The 20848-nt window shown below is 59.7% G+C and carries 19 protein-coding genes and 2 pseudogenes; 7 read left to right on the top strand and 14 right to left on the bottom strand.

The window, feature by feature from the left end; translation table 11 throughout:
• Positions 1-65 precede the first annotated feature (65 nt).
• The 10 genes from astD to acs all read right to left on the bottom strand — a co-directional run bounded on the left by astD (position 66) and on the right by acs (position 12247).
• Positions 66-1535: a succinylglutamate-semialdehyde dehydrogenase gene (gene astD, locus J3P76_RS06560; RefSeq protein ID WP_434611648.1), complete on the bottom strand. Its 1470-nt coding sequence runs from the start codon at positions 1533-1535 to the stop codon at positions 66-68.
• On the bottom strand, positions 1532-2557 hold the full coding sequence (astA, locus tag J3P76_RS06555; protein WP_420767500.1) for an arginine N-succinyltransferase: 1026 nt from the start codon (positions 2555-2557) through the stop codon (positions 1532-1534). The genes astD and astA overlap by 4 nt, the downstream gene beginning before the upstream one ends.
• 47 nt (positions 2558-2604) lie before the next feature.
• On the bottom strand, positions 2605-3624 hold the full coding sequence (gene aruF, locus J3P76_RS06550; protein WP_420767501.1) for an arginine/ornithine succinyltransferase subunit alpha: 1020 nt from the start codon (positions 3622-3624) through the stop codon (positions 2605-2607).
• Positions 3625-3843: 219 nt separating this feature from the next.
• On the bottom strand, positions 3844-5064 hold the full coding sequence (locus J3P76_RS06545; RefSeq protein ID WP_434701680.1) for an aspartate aminotransferase family protein: 1221 nt from the start codon (positions 5062-5064) through the stop codon (positions 3844-3846).
• Positions 5065-5422: 358 nt separating this feature from the next.
• Complete coding sequence (gene argR, locus J3P76_RS06540) at positions 5423-6403, bottom strand: transcriptional regulator ArgR (RefSeq protein ID WP_420767503.1); 981 nt, start codon at positions 6401-6403, stop codon at positions 5423-5425.
• A 112-nt stretch (positions 6404-6515) separates the two neighbouring features.
• Positions 6516-7280, bottom strand: coding sequence for an ABC transporter ATP-binding protein (locus tag J3P76_RS06535; protein WP_434560239.1), 765 nt, complete (start codon positions 7278-7280; stop codon positions 6516-6518).
• A 56-nt stretch (positions 7281-7336) separates the two neighbouring features.
• Positions 7337-8035 carry an ABC transporter permease gene (locus tag J3P76_RS06530; protein ID WP_420767505.1) on the bottom strand — a complete coding sequence of 233 codons (699 nt, stop codon included), beginning with the start codon at positions 8033-8035 and terminating at the stop codon, positions 7337-7339.
• Positions 8032-8721 carry an ABC transporter permease gene (locus J3P76_RS06525; RefSeq protein WP_420767506.1) on the bottom strand — a complete coding sequence of 230 codons (690 nt, stop codon included), beginning with the start codon at positions 8719-8721 and terminating at the stop codon, positions 8032-8034. The genes J3P76_RS06530 and J3P76_RS06525 overlap by 4 nt, the downstream gene beginning before the upstream one ends.
• Positions 8722-8810: 89 nt before the next feature.
• Positions 8811-9584: an ABC transporter substrate-binding protein gene (locus tag J3P76_RS06520; RefSeq protein WP_420767507.1), complete on the bottom strand. Its 774-nt coding sequence runs from the start codon at positions 9582-9584 to the stop codon at positions 8811-8813.
• Positions 9585-10291: 707 nt separating this feature from the next.
• Entirely contained in the window at positions 10292-12247 is a 1956-nt protein-coding gene (gene acs, locus J3P76_RS06515; protein ID WP_420767508.1) for an acetate--CoA ligase, read from the bottom strand.
• 420 nt (positions 12248-12667) lie between these two features.
• Between acs and J3P76_RS06510 the strand changes: the two genes are divergently transcribed.
• From J3P76_RS06510 to J3P76_RS06500, 3 genes and pseudogenes are all read left to right on the top strand, one after another.
• Positions 12668-12931: a DUF2790 domain-containing protein gene (locus J3P76_RS06510; protein WP_420767509.1), complete on the top strand. Its 264-nt coding sequence runs from the start codon at positions 12668-12670 to the stop codon at positions 12929-12931.
• Positions 12932-13416: 485 nt separating this feature from the next.
• Positions 13417-14664, top strand: a complete 1248-nt coding sequence (locus tag J3P76_RS06505; RefSeq protein ID WP_024776511.1) for a ribonucleotide-diphosphate reductase subunit beta — start codon at positions 13417-13419, stop codon at positions 14662-14664.
• Between the two features lie 63 nt (positions 14665-14727).
• Positions 14728-15173 (top strand): annotated as a pseudogene (locus J3P76_RS06500) (BRO-N domain-containing protein); the annotation flags it as partial.
• 341 nt (positions 15174-15514) lie between these two features.
• Here the strand turns inward: J3P76_RS06500 and J3P76_RS06495 are convergent.
• Both J3P76_RS06495 and J3P76_RS06490 read right to left on the bottom strand, forming a co-directional pair.
• A complete protein-coding gene (locus J3P76_RS06495; protein ID WP_434607356.1) occupies positions 15515-15745 on the bottom strand; it encodes a type II toxin-antitoxin system Phd/YefM family antitoxin in 231 nt (76 codons plus the stop codon).
• A gap of 13 nt (positions 15746-15758) precedes the next feature.
• Complete coding sequence (locus J3P76_RS06490) at positions 15759-16184, bottom strand: helix-turn-helix transcriptional regulator (RefSeq protein WP_434560243.1); 426 nt, start codon at positions 16182-16184, stop codon at positions 15759-15761.
• A 311-nt stretch (positions 16185-16495) separates the two neighbouring features.
• On the opposite strand from J3P76_RS06490, the gene J3P76_RS06485 reads away from it, so the two are divergent.
• The 3 genes and pseudogenes from J3P76_RS06485 (at position 16496) to J3P76_RS06475 (ending at position 18022) form a co-directional block, all read left to right on the top strand.
• Positions 16496-17479, top strand: coding sequence for a hypothetical protein (locus J3P76_RS06485; RefSeq protein WP_434607358.1), 984 nt, complete (start codon positions 16496-16498; stop codon positions 17477-17479).
• A 35-nt stretch (positions 17480-17514) separates the two neighbouring features.
• Positions 17515-17622 (top strand): annotated as a pseudogene (locus J3P76_RS06480) (AraC family transcriptional regulator); the annotation flags it as partial.
• 82 nt (positions 17623-17704) lie between these two features.
• Positions 17705-18022, top strand: coding sequence for a helix-turn-helix domain-containing protein (locus tag J3P76_RS06475; RefSeq protein WP_060740988.1), 318 nt, complete (start codon positions 17705-17707; stop codon positions 18020-18022).
• Positions 18023-18039: 17 nt separating this feature from the next.
• On the opposite strand, the gene J3P76_RS06470 is transcribed toward J3P76_RS06475, so the two are convergent.
• Complete coding sequence (locus J3P76_RS06470) at positions 18040-19098, bottom strand: MBL fold metallo-hydrolase (protein ID WP_434607360.1); 1059 nt, start codon at positions 19096-19098, stop codon at positions 18040-18042.
• Between the two features lie 184 nt (positions 19099-19282).
• On the opposite strand from J3P76_RS06470, the gene J3P76_RS06465 reads away from it, so the two are divergent.
• A complete protein-coding gene (locus tag J3P76_RS06465) occupies positions 19283-19891 on the top strand; it encodes a TetR/AcrR family transcriptional regulator (RefSeq protein ID WP_434627774.1) in 609 nt (202 codons plus the stop codon).
• Between the two features lie 3 nt (positions 19892-19894).
• Here the strand turns inward: J3P76_RS06465 and J3P76_RS06460 are convergent, their stop codons facing one another.
• Entirely contained in the window at positions 19895-20842 is a 948-nt protein-coding gene (locus tag J3P76_RS06460) for a LysR family transcriptional regulator (protein WP_434607364.1), read from the bottom strand.
• Between the last annotated feature and the right edge of the window lie 6 nt (positions 20843-20848).

Below are 20848 nucleotides of genomic sequence, written 5' to 3'. Positions count from 1 at the left end.
GAGCAGGCTCGCTCCCACAATGGATTGTGCAATCCCTGTGAGAGCGAGCCTGCTCGCGAAACGGACTACACCATTTTTACGCCAGGCGTCAGGCTCGCCGGCATGACCAGGCTCGGCGTTTCCAGGGAAGCCACCGGATACGCGCAATAATCCGCCGCGTAATAAGCACTGGCGCGGTGGTTGCCCGAGGCACCGACACCGCCGAACGGCGCGCTGCTGGCGGCGCCGGTCAGTTGTTTGTTCCAGTTGACGATACCGGCGCGGCTTTGCAGCCAGAACTGCTCGTAGCGCTCCTGGGAATCCGAAAGCAAGCCGGCGGCCAGGCCATATTGAGTATTGTTGGCTTCGCTGATCGCGCCCGCGAAATCCTTGAAGCGAATGACCTGCAGCAACGGCCCGAACAATTCCTCGTCGGGGCGCTCGGCCACGGCAGTGACATCGAGGATCCCTGGCGTCAACAACGCAGCCTGGGGTTGCGGCTGGGTCATGGCCAACAGCGGCACGGCGCCCTTGCCCAGTAAATGGTTTTGCGCATCCATCAGAGCCTTCGCGGCGGCAAGGGAAACCACCGAGCCCATGAACGGCGCCGGTTGCTGGTCGAAGGCCCCGACGTCGAGGGTCGAGCTGACCTGCACCAGGCGCGCCAGCAAGGCATCGCCCCAGGCGCCTTCCGGCACCAGCAAGCGGCGCGCGCAGGTGCAGCGCTGGCCGGCGGAAATGAATGCGGACTGGATGATGGTGTACACCGCCGCATCGACGTCGGCCACCTCATCGACCACCAACGGATTGTTGCCACCCATTTCCAGGGCGAGGATCTTGTCCGGGCGACCGGAGAACTGTTGGTGCAGAAGATTGCCGGTACGGCTGGACCCGGTGAAGAACAGCCCGTCGATCCCTGGTTCCGCCGCCAGGGCAATACCGGTTTCCCGCGCGCCTTGCAGCAGGTTCAACACGCCTGCCGGCAGGCCCGCCTCCGCCCAGCACTTGACCGTCAACTCGGCGACTTTCGGCGTCAGCTCACTGGGCTTGAACAACACGCAATTGCCCGCCAGCAGCGCAGGCACAATGTGCCCGTTGGGCAAGTGACCAGGGAAGTTGTAAGGACCGAACACCGCCACCACACCGTGGGGCTTGTGGCGCAGCACGGCGGTAGCGTCGCCCAGAGGGCCGCTTTTCTCGCCGGTGCGCTCGCGGTAGCTCTGCACTGAGATGGCGACTTTGTTGATCATGCTGGTGACTTCGGTGGCGGCTTCCCACAAGGGCTTGCCGGTTTCCTCACCAATGCAACGGGCCAATTCGTCAGCGTGCGTCTTCAGGGTGTCGGCGAACGCTTCCAACACCTGGATGCGCTCATCCAGCGAGCGTCGCGCCCAGTCCGGGAATGCCTGGCGCGCCGCCTGCACGGCGGACTCCACCTGCGCCGCCGTCGCGCCTTTTCCAGACCACAGCACTTGCTGGGTCACCGGGTTCAACGACTCAAAGACGTCGCCCTGGCCTTCCAGCCAACTTCCAGCGATGTACAACGATTTCATTATTTCGACTCCCGAGCGGCAGACAACGCCACGGCACGCACCTGGTCGCCAGCGTTGAGTTGAAGACGTTTGGCGGTCAGTGGATCGACCACCAGGGTGCCCGCGGCGAAACGCGCCGGCGCCGCCGTGATGCGGCAGTCCTGGCATTTGCGGTTATGAATGAGAAATGGCGTGGCGTCATCGCCGGGCGTGCCAACGGCCAGAACCAGCGCCTGGCTGTCGCGGATCGCGCGGATCTTGCCGGTCTCGCACTCGATGGCCGGGCCAGCGTCGAAGATGTCGACGTAGCCCTGGTAACTGAATCCTTCGCTCTTGAGCATCGACAGCGCCGGCTCGGTGTCGGGATGGACCTGGCCGATCACGGCCCGGGCGTCCTCGGACAAGAAGCAGGTGTACAGCGGGAACTTGGGCATCAGCTCGGCGATGAACGCTTTGTTACCGACCCCGGTCAGGTAGTCGGCCTGGCTGAACTCCATCTTGAAGAAGTGCCGGCCCAGGCTTTCCCAGAACGGCGAGCGCCCGTTGTCGTCGGACATGCCGCGCATCTCGGCGATGATCTTGTTGCCGAACAGTTGTGGGAATTCGGCGATGAACAGCAGCCGCGCCTTCGCCAGCATCCGGCCATTGAGGCCATTGCGGTAGTCCGCGTGGAGGAACAGCGAGCACAGCTCGGAATTGCCCGTCAGGTCGTTGGCCAGGAACAACGTCGGGATCTCCCGATAGATGTTCAGCTCTTGGGAAGCACTGACTGTCAGGCCAACCCGGAAGTTGTACCAAGGCTCACGCAACCCCACGGCGCCTGCGATGGCGGAAATACCCACCACGCGACCGTCATCGTCTTCGAGCACGAACAGGTAGTCCGCGTCGCCACGCCCAGCTTCGCCGCGAAAGGTCTTTTCGGCCCAGCCAACCCGATGGGCCAGACGCTCTTCATTGGCCGGCAAGGTGGTCAGGCCGGTGCCGGTGCTGCGGGCCAGGGCGATCAGAGCAGGTAAATCGCTGCTGCGTACGGGACGAACGATCATGCTATCTCCTCGAACGGGCCGCTCATGCCACCCGCGAAAACTGCTGTTTAAACCGCTACCAGGCGCACGCTGGCGCCTTCGCCAACACCCAGGGCTTCGGCTGCTTCCATGTCCAGCGTCACAGGTTTGCCTGGCGCGTAGTCGAGGTCGAGCAACACGGCGCGGTAATCCTGGAGTTGGGCATTGGCCACCAGGTACTGCCGCCCGGCGCCCTTGACGGTTTCGCCGATCTTCACCGGCACCACGCGGCTCTGGGCGATCGAGCGGATCCCCGAGACGCGAGCGTGCAGGGTCGGGCCGCCGTCAAAGATGTCGATGTAGTGATCGGTCTCGAAACCCTCGCGCATCAGGATGTCGAAGGTGATCTGCGCGCGCGGGTGGACCTGGCCCATGGCTTCCTGGGCGGCATCCGGTAACAGCGGCACGTAGATCGGGTAATGCGGCATCAGCTCGGCGAGGAAGGTCCGGCTTTTCAACCCGCACAGGCGCTCGGCTGCGGCATAGTTGAGGTCGAAGAAGTTGCGACCGATGGCGTCCCAGAATGGCGAGTCGCCGTTTTCGTCGCTATAGCCGACGATCTCGGTCACCACCGAATCGGCGAAACGCTCCGGGTGGCTGGCGACAAACAGCAGACGCCCGCGCGAGTTCAGCTCCGACCACGGCGAACCCACCAGTTCCGGGACCACGTAGAAGCTGGTCAGCAAGCTATTGCCGGTCAGGTCGTGGCACTGGGAGAGTACGTGGATCTTGTTGTGGATCTTCAGCTCACGGGAAGCGTGGACGAAGGTCTCGTTGCGGAAGCTGTAGAACGGTTCGGAATAACCCGCCGAAGCGACAATGGCCGAACAGCCGGCCAATCTGCCGGTGGCGGTGTCTTCGAGAACGAAGAAATAACTTTCTTCACCATTGAAGCTGACTTCGGCGGCAAACGAGGCCTCGCTTGCGGCGATCTTGTCGCTCAAGCGTTCCACGTCATCCGGCAAGGAAGTGACACCGATCGGACTGTCCGCAGCCAGACGCTGTACCTCGCCCAGATCAGCCATTTGCGCGGGGCGCATCACCAGCATGGTGTCACTCCTTAACTTGAAATAAAGGGTTCGACCGTAAGATCGATACACAGAAAATAAAACCGGACATTAACCCAGACATTGCAGTGGATCTCCTGTGGGAGCGAGCCTGCTCGCGATGCCGACGGCTCGATCTGCCTGGCGGACCGAGGCGGCCGCAATCGCGAGCAGGCTCGCTCCCACAAAAGCCGGCCCCAATGGAGCCGGACAAGTCTGAACTCAGCCTTGGGTCAACTTCACCGCGGCCCGCTCGAAGCGGTCCAGGCCGGCGTCGATGTCGGCGTCTTCCACCACCAGGCTCGGAGCGAAGCGGATCACGTCCGGGCCGGCTTGCAGGATCATCAGGCCTTCCTGTTCGGCGGCGTTGAAGATGTCCTTGGCCTTGCCCTTCCAGGCGTCGTTCAGCACGCAACCGATCAGCAGACCCAGGCCACGCACTTGGGTGAACAGGCCGTACTTCTCGCCGATCTGCAACAGCCGGGTCTTGAATTTGTCGTGCTTGGCCTTGACGCCATTGAGCACTTCAGGGGTATTGACCACATCGATTACCGCTTCGGCCACCGCGCAGGCCAGCGGGTTGCCGCCGTAGGTGGTGCCGTGGGTGCCGACGACAAGGTGCTTGGCCAGCGCTTCGGTGGTGAGCATCGCCGCGATCGGGAAACCGCCGCCCAGGCTCTTGGCGCTGGTGAGGATGTCCGGGACCACGCCGTAATGCATGTAGGCGAACAGCTCGCCGCTACGGCCCATGCCGGTCTGCACTTCGTCGAAAACCAGCAGTGCGTTGTGTGCATCGCACAGTTCACGGGCGCCCTGCAGGTAGGCCAACTCGGCCGGCAACACACCGCCCTCGCCTTGGATGGGTTCCAGCACCACAGCGCAGGTCTCGTCCGAGACCGCCGCTTTCAGAGCCGCCAGGTCGTTGTAAGGTACGTGGGTGATGCCCGTGATTTTAGGGCCGAAACCATCGGAGTACTTCGACTGTCCGCCTACGTTGACGGTGAACAGCGTCCGGCCGTGGAAACTGTTGAGCGCGGCGATGATTTCATATTTTTCGCTGCCGAACCGATCGAACCCGACCCGGCGGGCCAGCTTGAAAGCGGCCTCGTTGGCTTCGGCGCCGGAGTTGCAGAAGAATGCGCGCTCGGCGAAGGTCGCATCGACCAGTTTATGCGCCAGGCGCAGGGCTGGCTCGTTGGTGAACACGTTCGATACGTGCCACAGCTTATTGGCCTGCTCGGTCAGTGCACCGACCAGCGCCGGGTGGGCATGGCCCAGTACGTTGACCGCGATACCGCCCGCAAAGTCGATCAGCTCGCGACCGGACTGGTCCCACACGCGCGAACCGGCACCACGCACAGGAATGAAGGCTGCAGGTGCATAGTTGGGAACCATCACCTGGTCGAAATCGGCGCGTTGTACCGCGGCTTGCTCAACGGACATCGGAGTCTCCTGAAGAGGAACACCCGCCTGGAACTGGCGAGCTTGGTAAGGATTGTAAGGACAGTTTTCAGCCCGGCCTTGCCGCCAAGCGACAACTTCTTATAGCGCCAACCCACGTTTTGCGCGGGTTTACGGCAATGCGACAAATAGCGTCGCAATGGCGCAGTTTAAACGTTGCGGTTGTATTTGAGGCACCTGCATCCACATTTCCGCTGCCAGGCACAAAACACCTGTGGGAGCGAGCTTGCTCGCGATGGCGCAGTGTCAGTCACCTTCAGCATTGACTGACACTCCGTCATCGCGAGCAAGCTCGCTCCCACAGTTTTTGTGTTGACCGCTCTATCCGCAGTCTTACCATTTAGCCGCGCTCGGACGGCACCGAGGACAATTCGAACGGGCTGCTGCTACGCCGCTGGTTGCGATCTTCCCGCGGTGTCGCGCCGAAGAAGTTGCGGTAGGCGCTGGAGAAGTGTGGCCCCGAGGAGAAACCACAGGACAGGCCGATCTGGATGATGGATTTGCTGGTCTGCATCAACATCTGCCGGGCCTTGTTCAGGCGCAGCTCCAGGTAATACTGGCTCGGCACGCGATTGAGGTACTGCTTGAAGATCCGCTCCAGCTGCCGGCGGGACACGCACACATGTTGGGCGATCTCGTCGGTGGTCAACGGCTCTTCGATGTTGGCTTCCATCAACAGCACGGCCTGGGTGAGCTTCGGATGACTGGAACCCAAGCGGTTCTGCAACGGAATACGCTGGCGCTCGCCGCCTTCACGGATGCGCTCGACCACCAGTTCTTCCGACACCGCGCCAGCCAGTTCGGCGCCGTGGTCCCGGGCCAGCACCGCCAACAGCAGATCAAGCACCGACATGCCGCCGCAAGCGCTCAGGCGATCACGGTCCCAATCAAACAAATGGCTGGTGGCGATGACCTTGGGGAAGCGCTCGGAGAAGTCATCTTGCCAGCGCCAGTGAACGGCAGCTCGATAGCCATCGAGCAAACCCAACTGCGCCAGCGGATAGACGCCAGCGGACAAACCGCCGATGACGCAACCCGCGCGCACCAATTGCTTGAGGGCGCTGCTCAGCGGCGAGGCCAGCGTCGTTGGTGGCTCGTCGGCCACCAGAAACAGTTTCTGAAGACCTTCGAGCTTGCCGACCCAGGATTCACCGGGTAACTGCCAAGCGCCCTCGGCCGGTGGCTCGGCTTGCAGGAACGACAATTCGTAGACCACGTCCGGATGCACGCGCTGGGCGACACGCAAGGCCTCCTCGGCCAGCGCCAGCGTCAAGGCTTTAGTGCTGGGCCAAATCAGGAAACCTATTCGATGGGCAGTCATGGCGGGCAATCCGAAGCGAAAACAGTGTTAAAGCCGAAAGCGGCTGCAACCAAACTAGACCATCTGGCGCATGGCGCGCAGCATGATCCAATCCGGTGCGTAACGGGAGCGATTACTTGAGGCTGCCCGACAGAAATTGTTGCAGGCGCTCCGATTGCGGGTTGACCAGCACTTCCCGTGGGTTGCCGCTTTCTTCAACGATGCCTTTGTGCAGGAATACCAACTGGTTCGACACTTCGCGGGCAAAGCCCATTTCATGAGTCACCACCACCATGGTCCGGCCTTCCTGCGCCAACGCCTGCATCACTTTGAGCACGTCGCCCACCAATTCAGGGTCGAGGGCCGAAGTCGGCTCATCGAACAGCATCACCTCCGGCTCCATCGCCAGCGCCCGGGCGATCGCCACGCGCTGCTGCTCGCCGCCGGACATGTGGCCTGGGTAGGCGTCCTTGCGATGGGCCACGCCGACCTTGTTCAGGTAGTGCTCGGCCTTCTCCCGCGCTTCGGCCTTGGCCACGCCCAATACATGCACCGGCGCTTCCATGATGTTTTCCAGGGCGGTCATGTGGGACCACAAGTTGAAGTGCTGGAACACCATCGACAACCGCGAACGCATGCGCTGCAGTTGCTTTGGGTCCGCGGCCTTCATGGCGCCGTCCTTGCCTGCTACGAGCTTCAACTCTTCGTTGTTGAGCAAGATCTTGCCGGCATGGGGTTGCTCAAGCAGGTTGATGCAACGCAGGAAGGTACTCTTGCCGGAGCCACTGGAGCCGATGATGCTGATCACATCGCCGGCGGCGGCTTTCAAGGACACGCCCTTGAGCACTTCGTGACTGCCATAGCGTTTATGCAGGTCTTGGACTTCAAGCTTGTACATGCGGTCGGTTCTCACAAAACGTCAATCGTTGAGCAGTCGATCGGATCGATGCGTTATCAGTGCTTGCGCGGGGCCAGGTAACCCAGCCAGCGGCGCTCGGCCAGCTTGAACAGGCGCACCAGGATGAAGGTCAGGCACAGGTAGAACACGCCGGCCGTGATGTAGGCCTCGAACGGCAAGTAGTACTGCGCATTCACCGTGCGCGCGGCACCAGTGATGTCGATCAAGGTGACGATGGACGCGAGACTGGTGGTCTGCAGCATCATGATCACTTCGTTGCTGTATTGCGGCAGCGCCCGGCGCAGGGCCGAGGGCAGCAGGATCCGGCGATACAGCTTGTAGCGCGACATACCCATCGCCTTGGCCGCCTCGATCTCACCGTTGGGCGTGGCCCGCAGGCTGCCGGCGATGATTTCGGCGGTGTAGGCGCTGGTATTGATGGCGAACGCCAGGCACGCACAGAACGTCGCGCTGGACAGCCACGGCCAGAGGAAGCTTTCGCGCACGACGGCGAACTGCGCCAGCCCGTAATAGATCAGGAACAACTGCACCAGCATCGGCGTGCCGCGAATCACATAGGTGTAGAGCCACGCCGTCATGTTGACGACCGGCTGCTTGGACACCCGCATCAGCCCCAGGGGCAGCGCCGCCAACAGGCCGAAGAACAGCGACAAGGCCAACAGCTTCAGGGTGGTCAGCAAGCCGTTGAAGTACAGCGGCAAGGCTTCAATGATGACGTTGTAGTCGAAGATCATAGATCAGCCGCCCTTACGCCTACCGAGTAGCGCTTCTCAAGGTGACGCAATGCCAGCAACGAAACGCTGGTGATCACCAGGTACATCGCCGCCACTGCGAGGAAGAAGGTGAAAGGCTCGCGGGTGGCATCCGCCGCCTGCTTGGCCTTGAACATCATGTCTTGCAGGCCCACCACGGAAATCAGCGCGGTGGCCTTGGTCAGTACCAACCAGTTGTTGGTGAAGCCCGGGATCGCCAGTCGGATCATCTGCGGCACCATCACCCGGAAAAACACCTGGAACCCACTCATGCCGTACGCCATGCCCGCCTCCGCCTGGCCCTTGGGGATGGCCATGAACGCGCCGCGGAAGGTTTCCGACAGGTACGCGCCGAAGATGAAACCCAGGGTGCCGATACCGGCCGCCAGCGGATTCAGGTCGATGTAGTCGTCATAGCCAAGCATCGGCGCCACACGGTTGAGCAAGTCCTGGCCGCCGTAGAAAATCAGCAGGATCAACACCAGGTCCGGAATGCCGCGGATTACCGTCGAATACAGGTCGCCCAGCCACGCCAGCCAACGGACCGGCGAGAGGCGCAGCGCGACACCAATCAACCCCAGGACGATGGCCAGGGCCATGGACGACAAGGCGAGCTGAAGCGTCAACCATGCGCCATCGAGGATGACAGCCCCGTAGCCTTTCAACATGATTCAGGTCCTCGAAAGTGGGATGAAAAAATGGCGCAAACCGCAGAAATCCTGTTGCTTGCGCCATTTCGCCGCAGTGGCGGGACGTGTTACTTGCCGTAGATGTCGAAGGCGAAGTATTTATCCTGGATCTGCTTGTACTTGCCGTTCTCGCGAATGGCAGCGATTGCAGTGTTGATCTTGTCTTTCAACGCGTCACCTTTGCGAACCGCGATACCCACGCCGTCACCGAAGTATTTGACATCGGTGAAGGCCGGGCCAACAAACGCAAAGCCTTTGCCCGCGTCAGTCTTCAGGAAACCGTCATCCAACAGCGTGGCGTCGGCCACGGTGCCGTCGAGGCGACCGGCGGAGACGTCCAGGTAGATCTCGTTCTGCGAACCGTACGGCTTGATCTCGGCACCCAGCGGGGCCAGGACTTCACGTGCGAAACGCTCGTGAATCGAACCGCGCTGCACGCCAATGTTCTTGCCCTTGAGCTCGGCCAGGCCGTCGCTGACCTGGGTGCCGGCCTTCATCACCAGACGGGCCGGGGTGTTGTAGTACTTGTTGGTGAAATCAACGGATTTCTTGCGATCTTCAGTGATCGACATCGACGACAGGATCGCGTCGATCTTGCGTACCTTGAGCGCCGGAATCAGGCCGTCGAACTCTTGCTCGACCCACACGCACTTGACCTTCATCTCTTCACACAGCGCATTGCCGATGTCGTAGTCGAAGCCGACGATGCTGCCGTCCGGAGCCTTGGAGGCAAACGGAGGGTAAGCGGCTTCGATACCGATTTTCAGGGGCTTCTCATCAGCGAAGGTCGGCAGGGACAGCACGGACAGTGCCAGGGCGCCAAGCAGCACAAGTTTCTTCATCTTGGGACTCCATCGGTAAAGGGCGAAAACGGCAGAGTGAGCAACAGCCCAATATGCGAATGGGTGGAACGAACTTTGGTGCTGCGTCCGACAAGCGCGCATTTTATTCAACGCAGGCCACGACGAGCGAGTGATCGGCATTCTAACGACAGGCCCGAAGCCGATATTTCTTCAATGCGACAACAAATTACAGAAGCACCGAGAAAGCTGTTCGAGCACATTGACAGCCCCGCAAATACATGCAAGAGCAAAGGAAAGGGAACCGATCCATGCTGCAAATAGCGGGCCCATTATTGGCAAACCCTTCTAATCCGGCAAGCACAGCGTGTCGGCTTGTTTTTCGAGATGCGTGAAAACGCCCTGCGACGGGGCTTGGCGTTTCACATCGCCCCGTTGTGGCGCCTTTGGTTACACATTTCGAAACGTCGGTAACGTTCCGACGCTTCTTACATTGAACGCCGATATTTATTCATCCACCAAACCCGTGGCGAGGGAGCTTGCTCCCGCTGGGCTGCGCAGCAGCCCCAAAAGCCAGGCACCGCGTTTGTTCAGGCATACCGCATTGACCGGTTTACGACTGCTGCGCAGCCGAGCGGGAGCAAGCTCCCTCGCCACAAAGGCACCACACTTCAAGCCCTCCCAGCGCGCCCATAAAAAACCCCGCCTGGCAAATACCGGGCGGGGCTTTTTGGTGCTACATGCGACCGTCAGGCGACGTTCATGGTCTTGTGCGTCTCGATCAGGTGCGCCACCACACCCGGATCGGCCAGGGTGGAAATATCACCCAAACCGTCGTATTCCGCCGTGGCAATCTTGCGCAGGATGCGGCGCATGATCTTGCCGGAACGGGTCTTCGGCAGTCCCGGTGCCCATTGGATCACGTCCGGCGAAGCAATCGGACCGATCTCCTTGCGCACCCAGTTCTTCAGTTCCAGACGCAGGGCCTCGCTGGTTTCTTCGCCGGCATTGAGGGTGACGTAGACATAAATGCCCTGCCCCTTGATGTCATGCGGCACACCCACGACCGCCGCTTCGGCGACTTTCGGGTGGGCGACCATTGCGCTCTCGATCTCGGCGGTGCCCATGCGGTGACCCGACACGTTGAGTACGTCATCCACCCGGCCGGTGATCCAGTAGTAGCCGTCCTCGTCGCGACGCGCACCGTCGCCGGTGAAATACATGCCGCTGAAGGTCTTGAAATAGGTATCGACAAAACGGTCATGGTCGCCGTACAGGGTACGCGCCTGGCCTGGCCACGAATCGAGGATCACCAGGTTGCCTTCGGCAGCGCCTTCGACCAGGTTGCCGAGGTTGTCCACCAGTGCCGGCACCACACCGAAGAACGGCCGAGTAGCGGAACCTGGCTTCAGCGCCGTAGCGCCTGGCAACGGGCTGATCAGCACACCGCCCGTTTCGGTCTGCCACCATGTATCGACGATCGGGCAACGCTCCTTGCCGACATTCTTGTGGTACCAATCCCACGCTTCCGGGTTGATTGGCTCACCCACCGAACCCAGCAGGCGCAGGCTGCTGCCATCGGCGCCTTCGACGGCGGCGGTGCCAGAGGCCATCATCGCGCGAATAGCGGTAGGCGCGGTGTAGAGAATATTGACCTTGTGCTTGTCGATCACCTTGGCCACCCGGGTGATGTCCGGGTAGTTCGGCACGCCCTCGAACAGCACCGTGGTCGCGCCGTTGGCCAGCGGGCCATAGACGATGTAGCTGTGGCCGGTGACCCAGCCCACGTCGGCGGTGCACCAGTAGATCTCGCCTGGCTTGTAGTCGAACACCCGCTCATGGGTCAGCGCGGCGTACAACAAGTAGCCAGCCGTGGTGTGCTGCACGCCCTTGGGCTTGCCGGTGGAACCGGAGGTGTAGAGGATGAACAGGGCCTCTTCGGCGCCCATTTCCTTCGGCGCGCATACGGTGCCGGCGACCTTCATCAGGTCCTCGTACCAGATGTCGCGGTGCTGGTTCCACTTGATGTTGCCCGCCGTGCGCTTGCACACGATGACTTTCTGGATGCTGCTGGTTTCCGGGTTGGTCAGCGCATCGTCAACGTTCGCCTTGAGCGGGATTTTCTTGCCAGCACGAATGCCTTCGTCGGCGGTGATCACCACTTTGGATTTGCAGTCGATGATCCGACCGGCCAGGGCCTCGGGAGAGAAGCCACCGAATACCACCGAGTGAATCGCGCCGATGCGGGTACAGGCCAGCATCGCAACCACGGCTTCAGGGATCATCGGCATGTAGATGGTCACCACGTCGCCACGATGCACGTCCTGCCCGCGCAAGGCGTTGGCGAACTTGCAGACTTCTTCGTGCAGCTCGCGATAGGTGATATTGCGGCTCTCGGAAGGATCGTCGCCTTCCCAGATGATCGCGACTTGATCGCCGCGCTCGGCCAGGTGTCGGTCGAGGCAGTTATAGGAAACGTTCAAGGTGCCATCGGCAAACCACTTGATGTCGACATGGTGGTCGTCGAAAGAAGTCTGCTTCACCGTGGTGAAAGGCTTGATCCAATCGAGGCGCTTGGCCTGCTCGCGCCAGAAGCCGTCCGGGTTGACGACCGACTGCTGGTACATGGCCTTGTAGGTCGCCTCGTCAGTCAGCGTATTGGCCGCTACCTCGGGACGAACGGGATACACAGAAGCCGCACTCATCTTTCTTACCTCGGTGACAATAGTTGTTTTTGTATGATCCCGTTGTAGCCCGGGGCGGGCCTATAGAACCATTCGACGATGGTAGTAACAAGTCCCTACAAAATGTCGGTACTAACTGGCAAACGCACTTGAAGATATCTTCATGTGGCGAGCAAGCCTGCTCGCGAAGGCGCTGGGTCAGCCATCATCGATCCAACGAAAAGTCAGCCGATTGTTACCAGATCAACCAACAGTGTTTATCAAAACCGAGTCTGTTTGCCCCCGCCCCCAACTTCTAAAATCCACCTCGCCAACCGGCAAACACGATTGACGCAACACAGCCCCCACGAAGGCCGTTGATCCAACTTCCAAAACTCGCTCCACACGCAGCCCCAAAAAGGCTGCGTGCCCCCACTCGACCTCAACAAAGGTGAAATACAGATGAAAGCTTTATGGGTTCTGGTCCTCGGCAGCCTCTGCACCACCGCGATGGCTGACGAAACCCCGACCGATCTCGCGCAGCAAAAACCGGCTATCGAGGAGTACACCTACTCCAGCCACTTGGACATTGCCAAGGTCCTTTCCATGAGCACGATCCCGAACGTTTGCGAAGTGGTCCCGGCAACAATGGAATACGAAGACTCCAAGGGCCAACGCCACATCCTGCGCTACCGCGTCCTGGGCAACGGTTGTTCCGACAGCTGATCACAACCAGCAATCCCACGGCCCGATACCGATCGGGCCTGGTTGTGTCTGGAGCCACCAAAAAGCGCCAGAAAACACAACATGTAGTGCAAAACGGCAAAAATCGATCATTTTGTGATCAAAAAAAGTCGTCACCCTATCCATGCGAAAAAAAACTTCAGCGGTCAAAGCCTTGTAAACCCGCGCTCCCATGCGGATACGCCCCTCACCACCCCTCCCGTGAGCTATTTCGCCGCACCACGTAGGCAAAAAAGTCCTTATAATGCCGCCTTAAACGGGCCTGCAATATTCCCTTACAGGGATCACGCCAGCCTGGAGCCAACGCAGGGGGCAATCGCCTTCCCGCTCTACCGCCGCTCCGGAATGACCCGTACATTTTTCTGTTTATTGCCTGCGTCAGCTGCTGCAACAAACGATTTTTCAAGATCCACCGCGGCCAGTAGGCCTTATCGGGCATCTGGCCCTCACGCAGGAGACGACACGTCATGCTGAGCTGGGACGAATTCGACAAAGAAGACGGCGAAGTTGCCGTAAAAGGCGCCAACGCCGGCCACGCTTCTGAAGCCAACATGGACCGCCTCGACAGCGCCGGCGGTGCCGCCGCCCTCGAAGCCCGCGCCGTGACGGCCAGCGACTCGGCCGCGATCATTCGCGCCAAGGCGGCCCTCGACAAACTCGACGTCGCCGAAGGCCTCGCCGAACTCGAAGGCGCCTCCGCCCGTGTCGCCGTCGATGAAAAGCGCATGATCAACTGCCGCGCCGACCTCAACCAGCTCGTGCCATTCAAATACGACTGGGCCTGGCAGAAGTACCTGGACGGCTGCGCAAACCACTGGATGCCGCAAGAAGTCAACATGACCGCCGACATCGCCCTCTGGAAAAACCCGGAAGGCCTGACCGACGACGAACGCCGCATCGTAATGCGCAACCTGGGCTTCTTCTCTACCGCCGACTCCCTGGTTGCCAACAACCTGGTCCTGGCCGTGTACCGCCTGATCACCAACCCGGAATGCCGCCAGTACATCCTGCGCCAGGCGTTCGAAGAGGCGATCCACACCCACGCCTACCAGTACTGCATCGAATCGCTGGCCATGGATGAAGGCGAAATCTTCAACATGTACCACGAGATCCCATCGGTCGCGAAGAAAGCCGCCTGGGGCCTGAAATACACCCGTTCGATCTCCGATCCGAAGTTCGAAACCGGCACCCCGGAAACCGACAAAGAGCTGCTGCGCAACCTGATCGCCTACTACTGCGTTCTGGAAGGCATCTTCTTCTACTGCGGCTTCACCCAGATCCTGTCCATGGGCCGCCGCAACAAAATGACCGGCGTCGCCGAGCAGTTCCAGTACATCCTGCGCGACGAATCCATGCACCTGAACTTCGGCATCGACGTGATCAACCAGATCAAAATCGAAAACCCACACCTGTGGGACGCCGAGATGAAGGAAGAAGCGACCCAGATGATCCTGCAAGGGACCCAACTGGAAATCGAATACGCCCGCGACACCATGCCTCGCGGCGTGCTGGGCATGAACGCGGCGATGATGGAGGACTACCTCAAGTTCATCGCTAACCGTCGTCTGTCGCAGATTGGCTTGAAGGAAGAGTATCCAGGAACGACCAACCCGTTCCCTTGGATGAGCGAGATCATGGACTTGAAGAAAGAGAAGAACTTCTTTGAGACTCGGGTGATTGAGTATCAGACGGGTGGGGCTTTGAGCTGGGATTGATTCGAAAGGAAAATCCTAGGCTGCATGCGTCACTGAAAACCCCGTGAAAGCGGGGTTTTTTACATTCAAAACCAGGCTTGGTTCAGCGCCTCCGATTTGGGGCGCTTGATGAGCAAGCACCTCGATGAGCGCATGACCCGAAAGCTTGATCCTGTCCAGCGCCGGATCATGCTCGTGCATGTCCACGGCTTGACCGAAGAGCATCTGATGCTGAGCGAGTCGGGCGTCTAGCGTTACTGGTTTATCACTACTGCCCTGAGTATCGGTTGCTGCGTGAGTGGGTCACGCATCAGGTGGTGCCAACCCTGCGGGATGAACGCTACTCCCATAAGGTGGAACGGCCTAAATTGAGCGTGTTGGATTGGCCGAGGATGTCGCTCTGCATGCTGCACTGGCAGGATGAGCCATGGATTCGCTTGCGGGATATGCCGGCGGTGCTGGTGGATGATCCGTTTAGTCAGCATGAGTCTTGGTGGCCAAAAGCTTCTCGGATTTTGCGAGGGTTTTGAGTATTCAATCATTAGCTGCCGTCCGTGTTCGGGCGGCGGTTTTTTTGTTGGGAATATTGAATTGGGGCTGCTGCGCAGCCCAGCGGGAGCAAGCTCCCTCGCCACGGGTGTAGGCTCTGAGAGCTTCAGCGTCTGTTGATAGAAAAGAATTGATGGGGATATGTAATGACGAAAAAGATAAGAAGTGAGGCCTTCGAGTCGATTCACAGCTCGGCCGAAGCGCTGCTGAAAATCGGCGCTATCAACGAGGTCACCATGCGAGAGTTCGACGAGGCGTGCATGGCTGAGGTATCTGCTGAAATCTCAGATCAAGAGGATTTACCTACAGTCAGAGCCGGCACTCAACCCTTGAGGATGTCCTCAGGGGTGCGGTCGAAATCCGCCGGCATCCGAATCTGCCCCTTTAACCGCCCAGGCTTGCGCGCCTGCGGTGTATCGACATGAGGCAGCAGATCCAGATAAGGCTTGCCGGCCTTGGTGATCACCACTCTGTCGCCCTGCCATGCACGCGCACCCAGTTGTAAGAGCTGGGACCTCGCTTCGTGCAGGGTTACTTGAACCTGTTCGCTCATACACCGTCTTCGCTCATTCGCCTGGGCCATTCTCGCCACCCTTTACCTTTTTAGTGGCTCTGAGAGTAGCAACTCTACCGGGCTGCTCTGTGGACTTTCGTTTAGGGTTGGCGCCGCGAGCGGGCGCTTTGGGGTCCGGTTTTTGCGGTCGGGGTGGCGGCGTGTAAAGAGGTACAGCAGCCATCAACCCCAAGCGCAGTCCAAACTTTCTCAGGATCGCGTCGAGGGTGCTGATGCTCGGATTACCCTTGTCCTTTTCGATCTGGTAGAGAGCCTTTGTCGACATCTTGCACATAACTGCGAACGTCTCTTGGTCGAGACCAGTAACCTCAAGTCTCAGCCGGCGAATAGAGGTTCCCAGGGTTTGGGTCCCTGTCACATGTTGCATGACGATGTCGTCAATGATCGCCCTGCGTCGTTCACCCGTGTTCTCTTTCATCGCAATTCTATTTGTTGTTTCGGCAATATAATGCCGGTTATCCGGAAGGTCAGGCCATAACCGGTATTATGATACCGATTACGTCAATCTGGGACCGGAAAAGGGGCCGCTTCGCAGCCCAGCGGGAGCAAGCTCCCTCGCCACGTGTTGATGTCAGGGCACAGGTGGGCGGCAGGCTTGATGGTTGGGTTGGGTTTGGGAATCGCGAGCAGGCTCGCTCCCACAGGAGTTCTTTGGTGGGTTGAAACTTTGGGTGCAGCCCGCCACGTCCTTCGGTATTAATACACTTCCTCTCACGGACCCGAGCCCCGATGAAATTCGACACCGCCTATTGCCTCAGCCTCGATGCCAAGCTTTCGATCTATGACGTTCGGGACCTGAATTTCGACGAGACCATGGCCTTCGATTCGGCCAAGGAGCGCTTTCAGTGCCCCAACGATGCCTGTCGGGCGGCGTTTGATGAGGGGAATCGGCTGACGACGTTCAATGCCAAGAACGTCAATTACATCCGCACGCCGCATTTCAAGAATCAGCCGACGACCCAGCATATCGAAGGCTGCCCTTATGTCAGTCCGAAAACGCCAGGGCTTGATGCGCAAAGCGTTGAAGCAGATGACGACCGCGAGGAGCATTTTCCGTCGGAGTTGTTACTGACTCGGCGTCAGTACGTGCGCAAGCCGTCCGCCCCGTCTGACAACGTTGAAGCGAATCGGCCTACGCTCTCATCCGTATCTTCCCACGGTGATAACGCTCATTCCGCGCAGGATTCAACACCGGACAAAACCAGTGTCTTCGCCCACCCGGTGGAATGTTTCGTTTCGAATTTCGATAACAAGGACCTGCTCAAGCGCATGCCGTTGAAGATTGGCGAGCACACTGCGCCCTACGGATCGTTCTTCAAGAAGATCGAGTATTTGCAGGACAATAAGGGCTTGATTTACTGGGGCAAGATCAAGGAGATAAAGGATTACACCCTGAGCTTTCGCATCGACTTCGAAGCAAAGGTCTGGTTCAAGCAGCCGGACGAGGCGAAGAAAAAACCTTACTCGGTCAACGTTTACCTGAGCAAGAAGCTGATCGATAACTACCGCAAGCGCAAGGCGTTCCTGGCAGAGATCAAGCACGCCATCGACAGTGATGCGCCGTTGTATTGCTTCTTTTATGGCGTCACGCCGGAGTTGAGGCAGGTGCCGAGCAAGAAGAACCCCGAAGAAACGTTCGGGGTGTTCAGTGCCAATATCGAGAACCTGGATCACTTCATTATTCGGGAGGCGCCGGGGTTGGCTGAAGACTGATCCGGCAGAAGGCCCGTACGAGCCTGCGTAAACCCATTGCCCTGGACCTGGGCTATGACAGCCCAGCGGCGTTTTCCACCATGTTTCGCCGGACGCTCGGCCATGCTCCGAGCATCTGGCTGGAGATGACCGCCGGTCATTGATCAAAAAAATGAGATTGATCGGGACTCAAAACAACTGTACAAAAACACAGTATTTTCGAATCCCACAGCTTTGGAGCACCCCATGGCCTCTCTCGCAATCAAAACCACCCTGGAACGCATCGCTGTCTATCAATTCACCCCCGCCCACAGTGCGCAGGCCCGAGCCATGCTGGGCTGGAGCGTCGAGGAGCTGTCCCGGCAATCCGGTGTATCGGTCCAGGCCATCCGCCGCTTCGAGGCTGGTGGCGAGTTGCTCGATGTGACCCGCTTGGCCCTGGCCTTTCGCCTGGAGGCCGAGGGCCTGGTGTTCTTCCCCGGCTTCGCACCGGGGCGCGGCATGAACATCAAGGGTGCGACGCCGGACCCGATGGGGCGGCCTGATTACGCGATGATCGAATAACACCGTTTGTGCAAGTGCTAGGCGATACCCGCTTGGTCCTGGTACGCCGAGGGTTCCACATCCAGCCACCAGGCGCGGCCACGTTGCGGTTGCGTCAGGGTGAAGGCTTCGCCCATTTGCGGCGTGGTGATACAAACGTTGCGTTCCGCGGCCAGGGCCAGGATGCGATTGAAAGGCTCATACCAGGCATGCATCGCCAGGTCGAATGTGCCGTTGTGGATTGGCAGTAGCCAACGGCCCTTGAGATCGATATGGGCCTGCAAGGTCTGCTCCGGCTGCATATGGACATGGGGCCAATCCACGTTATAGGCGCCGGTTTCCATCAGCGTCAGGTCAAAAGGGCCGTATTGCTCGCCGATGCGCTTGAAACCTTCGAAGTAACCGGTGTCGCCGCTGAAGAAGATTCGCGTGTCACCATCGATCATTACCCATGAGGCCCACAAGGTGCTGTTGCTGTCGAACAGGCCTCGACCGGAAAAATGTTGGGAAGGCGTGGCGATGAAATCGATACCGTCCACCTCGGTGCCCTGCCACCAGTCCAACTGGCGCACCTTGCCGGCGTCGACGCCCCATTTGACCAGAGTGTCGCCCACGCCCAGGGGCGCCAGGAAGTGACGGGTCTTGGCCGCCAGCTTGAGAATGGCTTGATGGTCGAGGTGGTCGTAATGATCGTGGGACAGAATCACCGCTTCGATCGGCGGCAATTCTTCCAGGCTGATGGGTGGTTGATGAAAACGCTTCGGGCCGGCCCATTGCACGGGTGAAGCACGCTCGGAGAACACCGGGTCGGTCAGCCAGAACTTGTCCCGCAGCTTGAGCAGCACCGTGGAATGACCGAGGCGGAAGGCGCTGTGGTTCGGCGCGGCCAGCAGCGCGGCTCGAGTCAACGGTTGTACATCGATGGCGCCCGCAGGACGGGTGGAGCGGGGCTTGTGGAAAATCATGTTCCAGATGATGCGCAGGGTCGTGCCAAATCCTTCACGCGGCGTGAAGGCATGGTTGCGATATTTGCCCTGGTCTTGCCGCGAGGACTCATGGGCAGGAGGATGGTTGGTCGAACAAGAGGGATGGGTCATGGTGCGATAACTCCAAAGGCGTCCGCACGTATGCGCTTCGCCGTTGCGGGACGCTGAATGGCCGTTGCATGTACCCTCAGCCGCCTTATTCAAAACTACACCACTCGGTGTAGTTTCCAGATTGCATGAATCGAAAGAGCAAGTAAACTACCGAGTGTAATTTTCCTTTGCCGACGAACTGCCCATGACCGCACCGCAGCGCCTTACCGAGCGAAAACGCGAAGCCATTCTCCAGGCCGCGATTGCTGAATTCCGCAACAGCGGTTTCGAAATCACCAGCATGGACAAGATCGCGGCGACGGCAGGCGTGTCGAAGCGCACGGTGTACAACCACTTCCCAAGCAAGGAAGAACTGTTTGCCGAAATCCTGAATCGGTTATGGAACAGCATCACCGCAGAACAGGACATGCCCTACAGCCCGCAAACGCCGCTACGGGAGCAGCTTCAAACGTTGCTGCAAGCCAAACTGCAATTGCTGGCGAACGAGAATTTTCTCGACCTGGCGCGCATCGCCATCGCCGCAACCATTCATTCCCCGGAGCGAGCCCAGGACATGGTGTCGCGCATGGGGCAGCGCGAGGAAGGCCTGACTGCCTGGATTCGCCAAGCCCAGGCCGATGGCCGCTTGAAACCCGTGGAGCCGGCATTTGCCGCCCAACAGATGCACGGGTTGCTCAAGACGTTTGCGTTCTGGCCACAGGTGTCGATGGGGCAACCGAGCCTGACCAAGGAGGAACAAACCCACGTGATCGAATCGGCCCTCGACATGTTCCTGAATCGGTACCAAGCCTGAACCTCAGCCCCACCGCAAATTGCGCCCCAATTCATCGAACAAGGTCACCACCGAGCGCAGGGCCCGGCAGTCCGGTCGGGTCAGAAGCCACAAAGCCGTGTCATAGCCCTTCAACGGTTCGCCAAGTGGGATCAGTCCTTTATCTTCATTGATCAGAAAGTCAGGCAGCGCCGCAACCCCCAGACCTGCCCTCACCAGTTCGGTGACCGACAGCATGCTGTTGCAGCGATAGGCAGGCACTACGCCGGGTAGATGCTGGCGACGCCAGGCCACCGTGGGGTGGTCGGGGAGGAAATCGTCCGGTGCGATCCAGGTCATGGCGGCCAGGTCATCCGCATACGCCGCGCGAAGATACGTAGCGCCGGCGCATACCCGGTAAGCCACATGGCCCAGGTTGCGACCGACCAGGTGTTCCGGCGGTGTACGGGTCAGTCGCAACGCAATGTCGGCATCGCGGCGGCTGAGGTTGGCGAAGTCGTTCGAAGTGCTCAACTCAAGACTCAACGCCGGATAAGCGGGCATGAAACGCGCCAGCGCCGGCAGCAACAACGTTTGCAGGACTGAGTCGCTGCAGGTCAGGCGTACCGTCCCGCTAATCACCTCACCGCCCTGCTCCACGCCCACTCGCGCCGCCTCCAACGCCTGCTCGGCGCGCTCGGCTTGTTCGGCCAACGCCTGGGCCAGGCTCGTGGGCAAATATCCAGAGCGGCTTTTTTCAAACAAGGGCAGGCCCAAGGCCGCCTCCAGCCGACGTACCGAACGAAACACCGTGGACACGTCCACCTGCAGGAGGCGAGCGGCCCGGGACAGCGAGCCGCCACGGACCAGCGCGAGGATCAGGGATAGATCGGGGTAGTCCAGACGATAGTGCGCCGCTGCATTGATCACTTGGGTGAACGCCAATATTGATTGCGTGAACGCCAATCTATAGTGGCCACCAGGAATCAACAAGCGGCG

This window comes from Pseudomonas sp. D1-36, from assembly GCF_051132205.1.
Lineage (GTDB): Bacteria > Pseudomonadota > Gammaproteobacteria > Pseudomonadales > Pseudomonadaceae > Aquipseudomonas.
Note: the sequence above shows the minus strand (reverse complement) of the source record. Positions and strands in the feature narration are given on the sequence as shown.

Bases quoted from the DNA above. Each gene is read 5' to 3' on its own strand.
- astA (WP_420767500.1), bottom strand. From the start codon at position 2,557: ATGATCGTTCGTCCCGTACGCAGCAGCGATTTACCTGCTCTGATCGCC.
- aruF (WP_420767501.1), bottom strand. From the start codon at position 3,624: ATGCTGGTGATGCGCCCCGCGCAAATGGCTGATCTGGGCGAGGTACAG.
- J3P76_RS06545 (WP_434701680.1), bottom strand. From the start codon at position 5,064: ATGTCCGTTGAGCAAGCCGCGGTACAACGCGCCGATTTCGACCAGGTG.
- argR (WP_420767503.1), bottom strand. From the start codon at position 6,403: ATGACTGCCCATCGAATAGGTTTCCTGATTTGGCCCAGCACTAAAGCC.
- J3P76_RS06535 (WP_434560239.1), bottom strand. From the start codon at position 7,280: ATGTACAAGCTTGAAGTCCAAGACCTGCATAAACGCTATGGCAGTCAC.
- J3P76_RS06530 (WP_420767505.1), bottom strand. From the start codon at position 8,035: ATGATCTTCGACTACAACGTCATCATTGAAGCCTTGCCGCTGTACTTC.
- J3P76_RS06525 (WP_420767506.1), bottom strand. From the start codon at position 8,721: ATGTTGAAAGGCTACGGGGCTGTCATCCTCGATGGCGCATGGTTGACG.
- J3P76_RS06520 (WP_420767507.1), bottom strand. From the start codon at position 9,584: ATGAAGAAACTTGTGCTGCTTGGCGCCCTGGCACTGTCCGTGCTGTCC.
- acs (WP_420767508.1), bottom strand. From the start codon at position 12,247: ATGAGTGCGGCTTCTGTGTATCCCGTTCGTCCCGAGGTAGCGGCCAAT.
- J3P76_RS06510 (WP_420767509.1), top strand. From the start codon at position 12,668: ATGAAAGCTTTATGGGTTCTGGTCCTCGGCAGCCTCTGCACCACCGCG.
- J3P76_RS06505 (WP_024776511.1), top strand. From the start codon at position 13,417: ATGCTGAGCTGGGACGAATTCGACAAAGAAGACGGCGAAGTTGCCGTA.
- J3P76_RS06495 (WP_434607356.1), bottom strand. From the start codon at position 15,745: ATGAGCGAACAGGTTCAAGTAACCCTGCACGAAGCGAGGTCCCAGCTC.
- J3P76_RS06490 (WP_434560243.1), bottom strand. From the start codon at position 16,184: ATGAAAGAGAACACGGGTGAACGACGCAGGGCGATCATTGACGACATC.
- J3P76_RS06485 (WP_434607358.1), top strand. From the start codon at position 16,496: ATGAAATTCGACACCGCCTATTGCCTCAGCCTCGATGCCAAGCTTTCG.
- J3P76_RS06475 (WP_060740988.1), top strand. From the start codon at position 17,705: ATGGCCTCTCTCGCAATCAAAACCACCCTGGAACGCATCGCTGTCTAT.
- J3P76_RS06470 (WP_434607360.1), bottom strand. From the start codon at position 19,098: ATGACCCATCCCTCTTGTTCGACCAACCATCCTCCTGCCCATGAGTCC.
- J3P76_RS06465 (WP_434627774.1), top strand. From the start codon at position 19,283: ATGACCGCACCGCAGCGCCTTACCGAGCGAAAACGCGAAGCCATTCTC.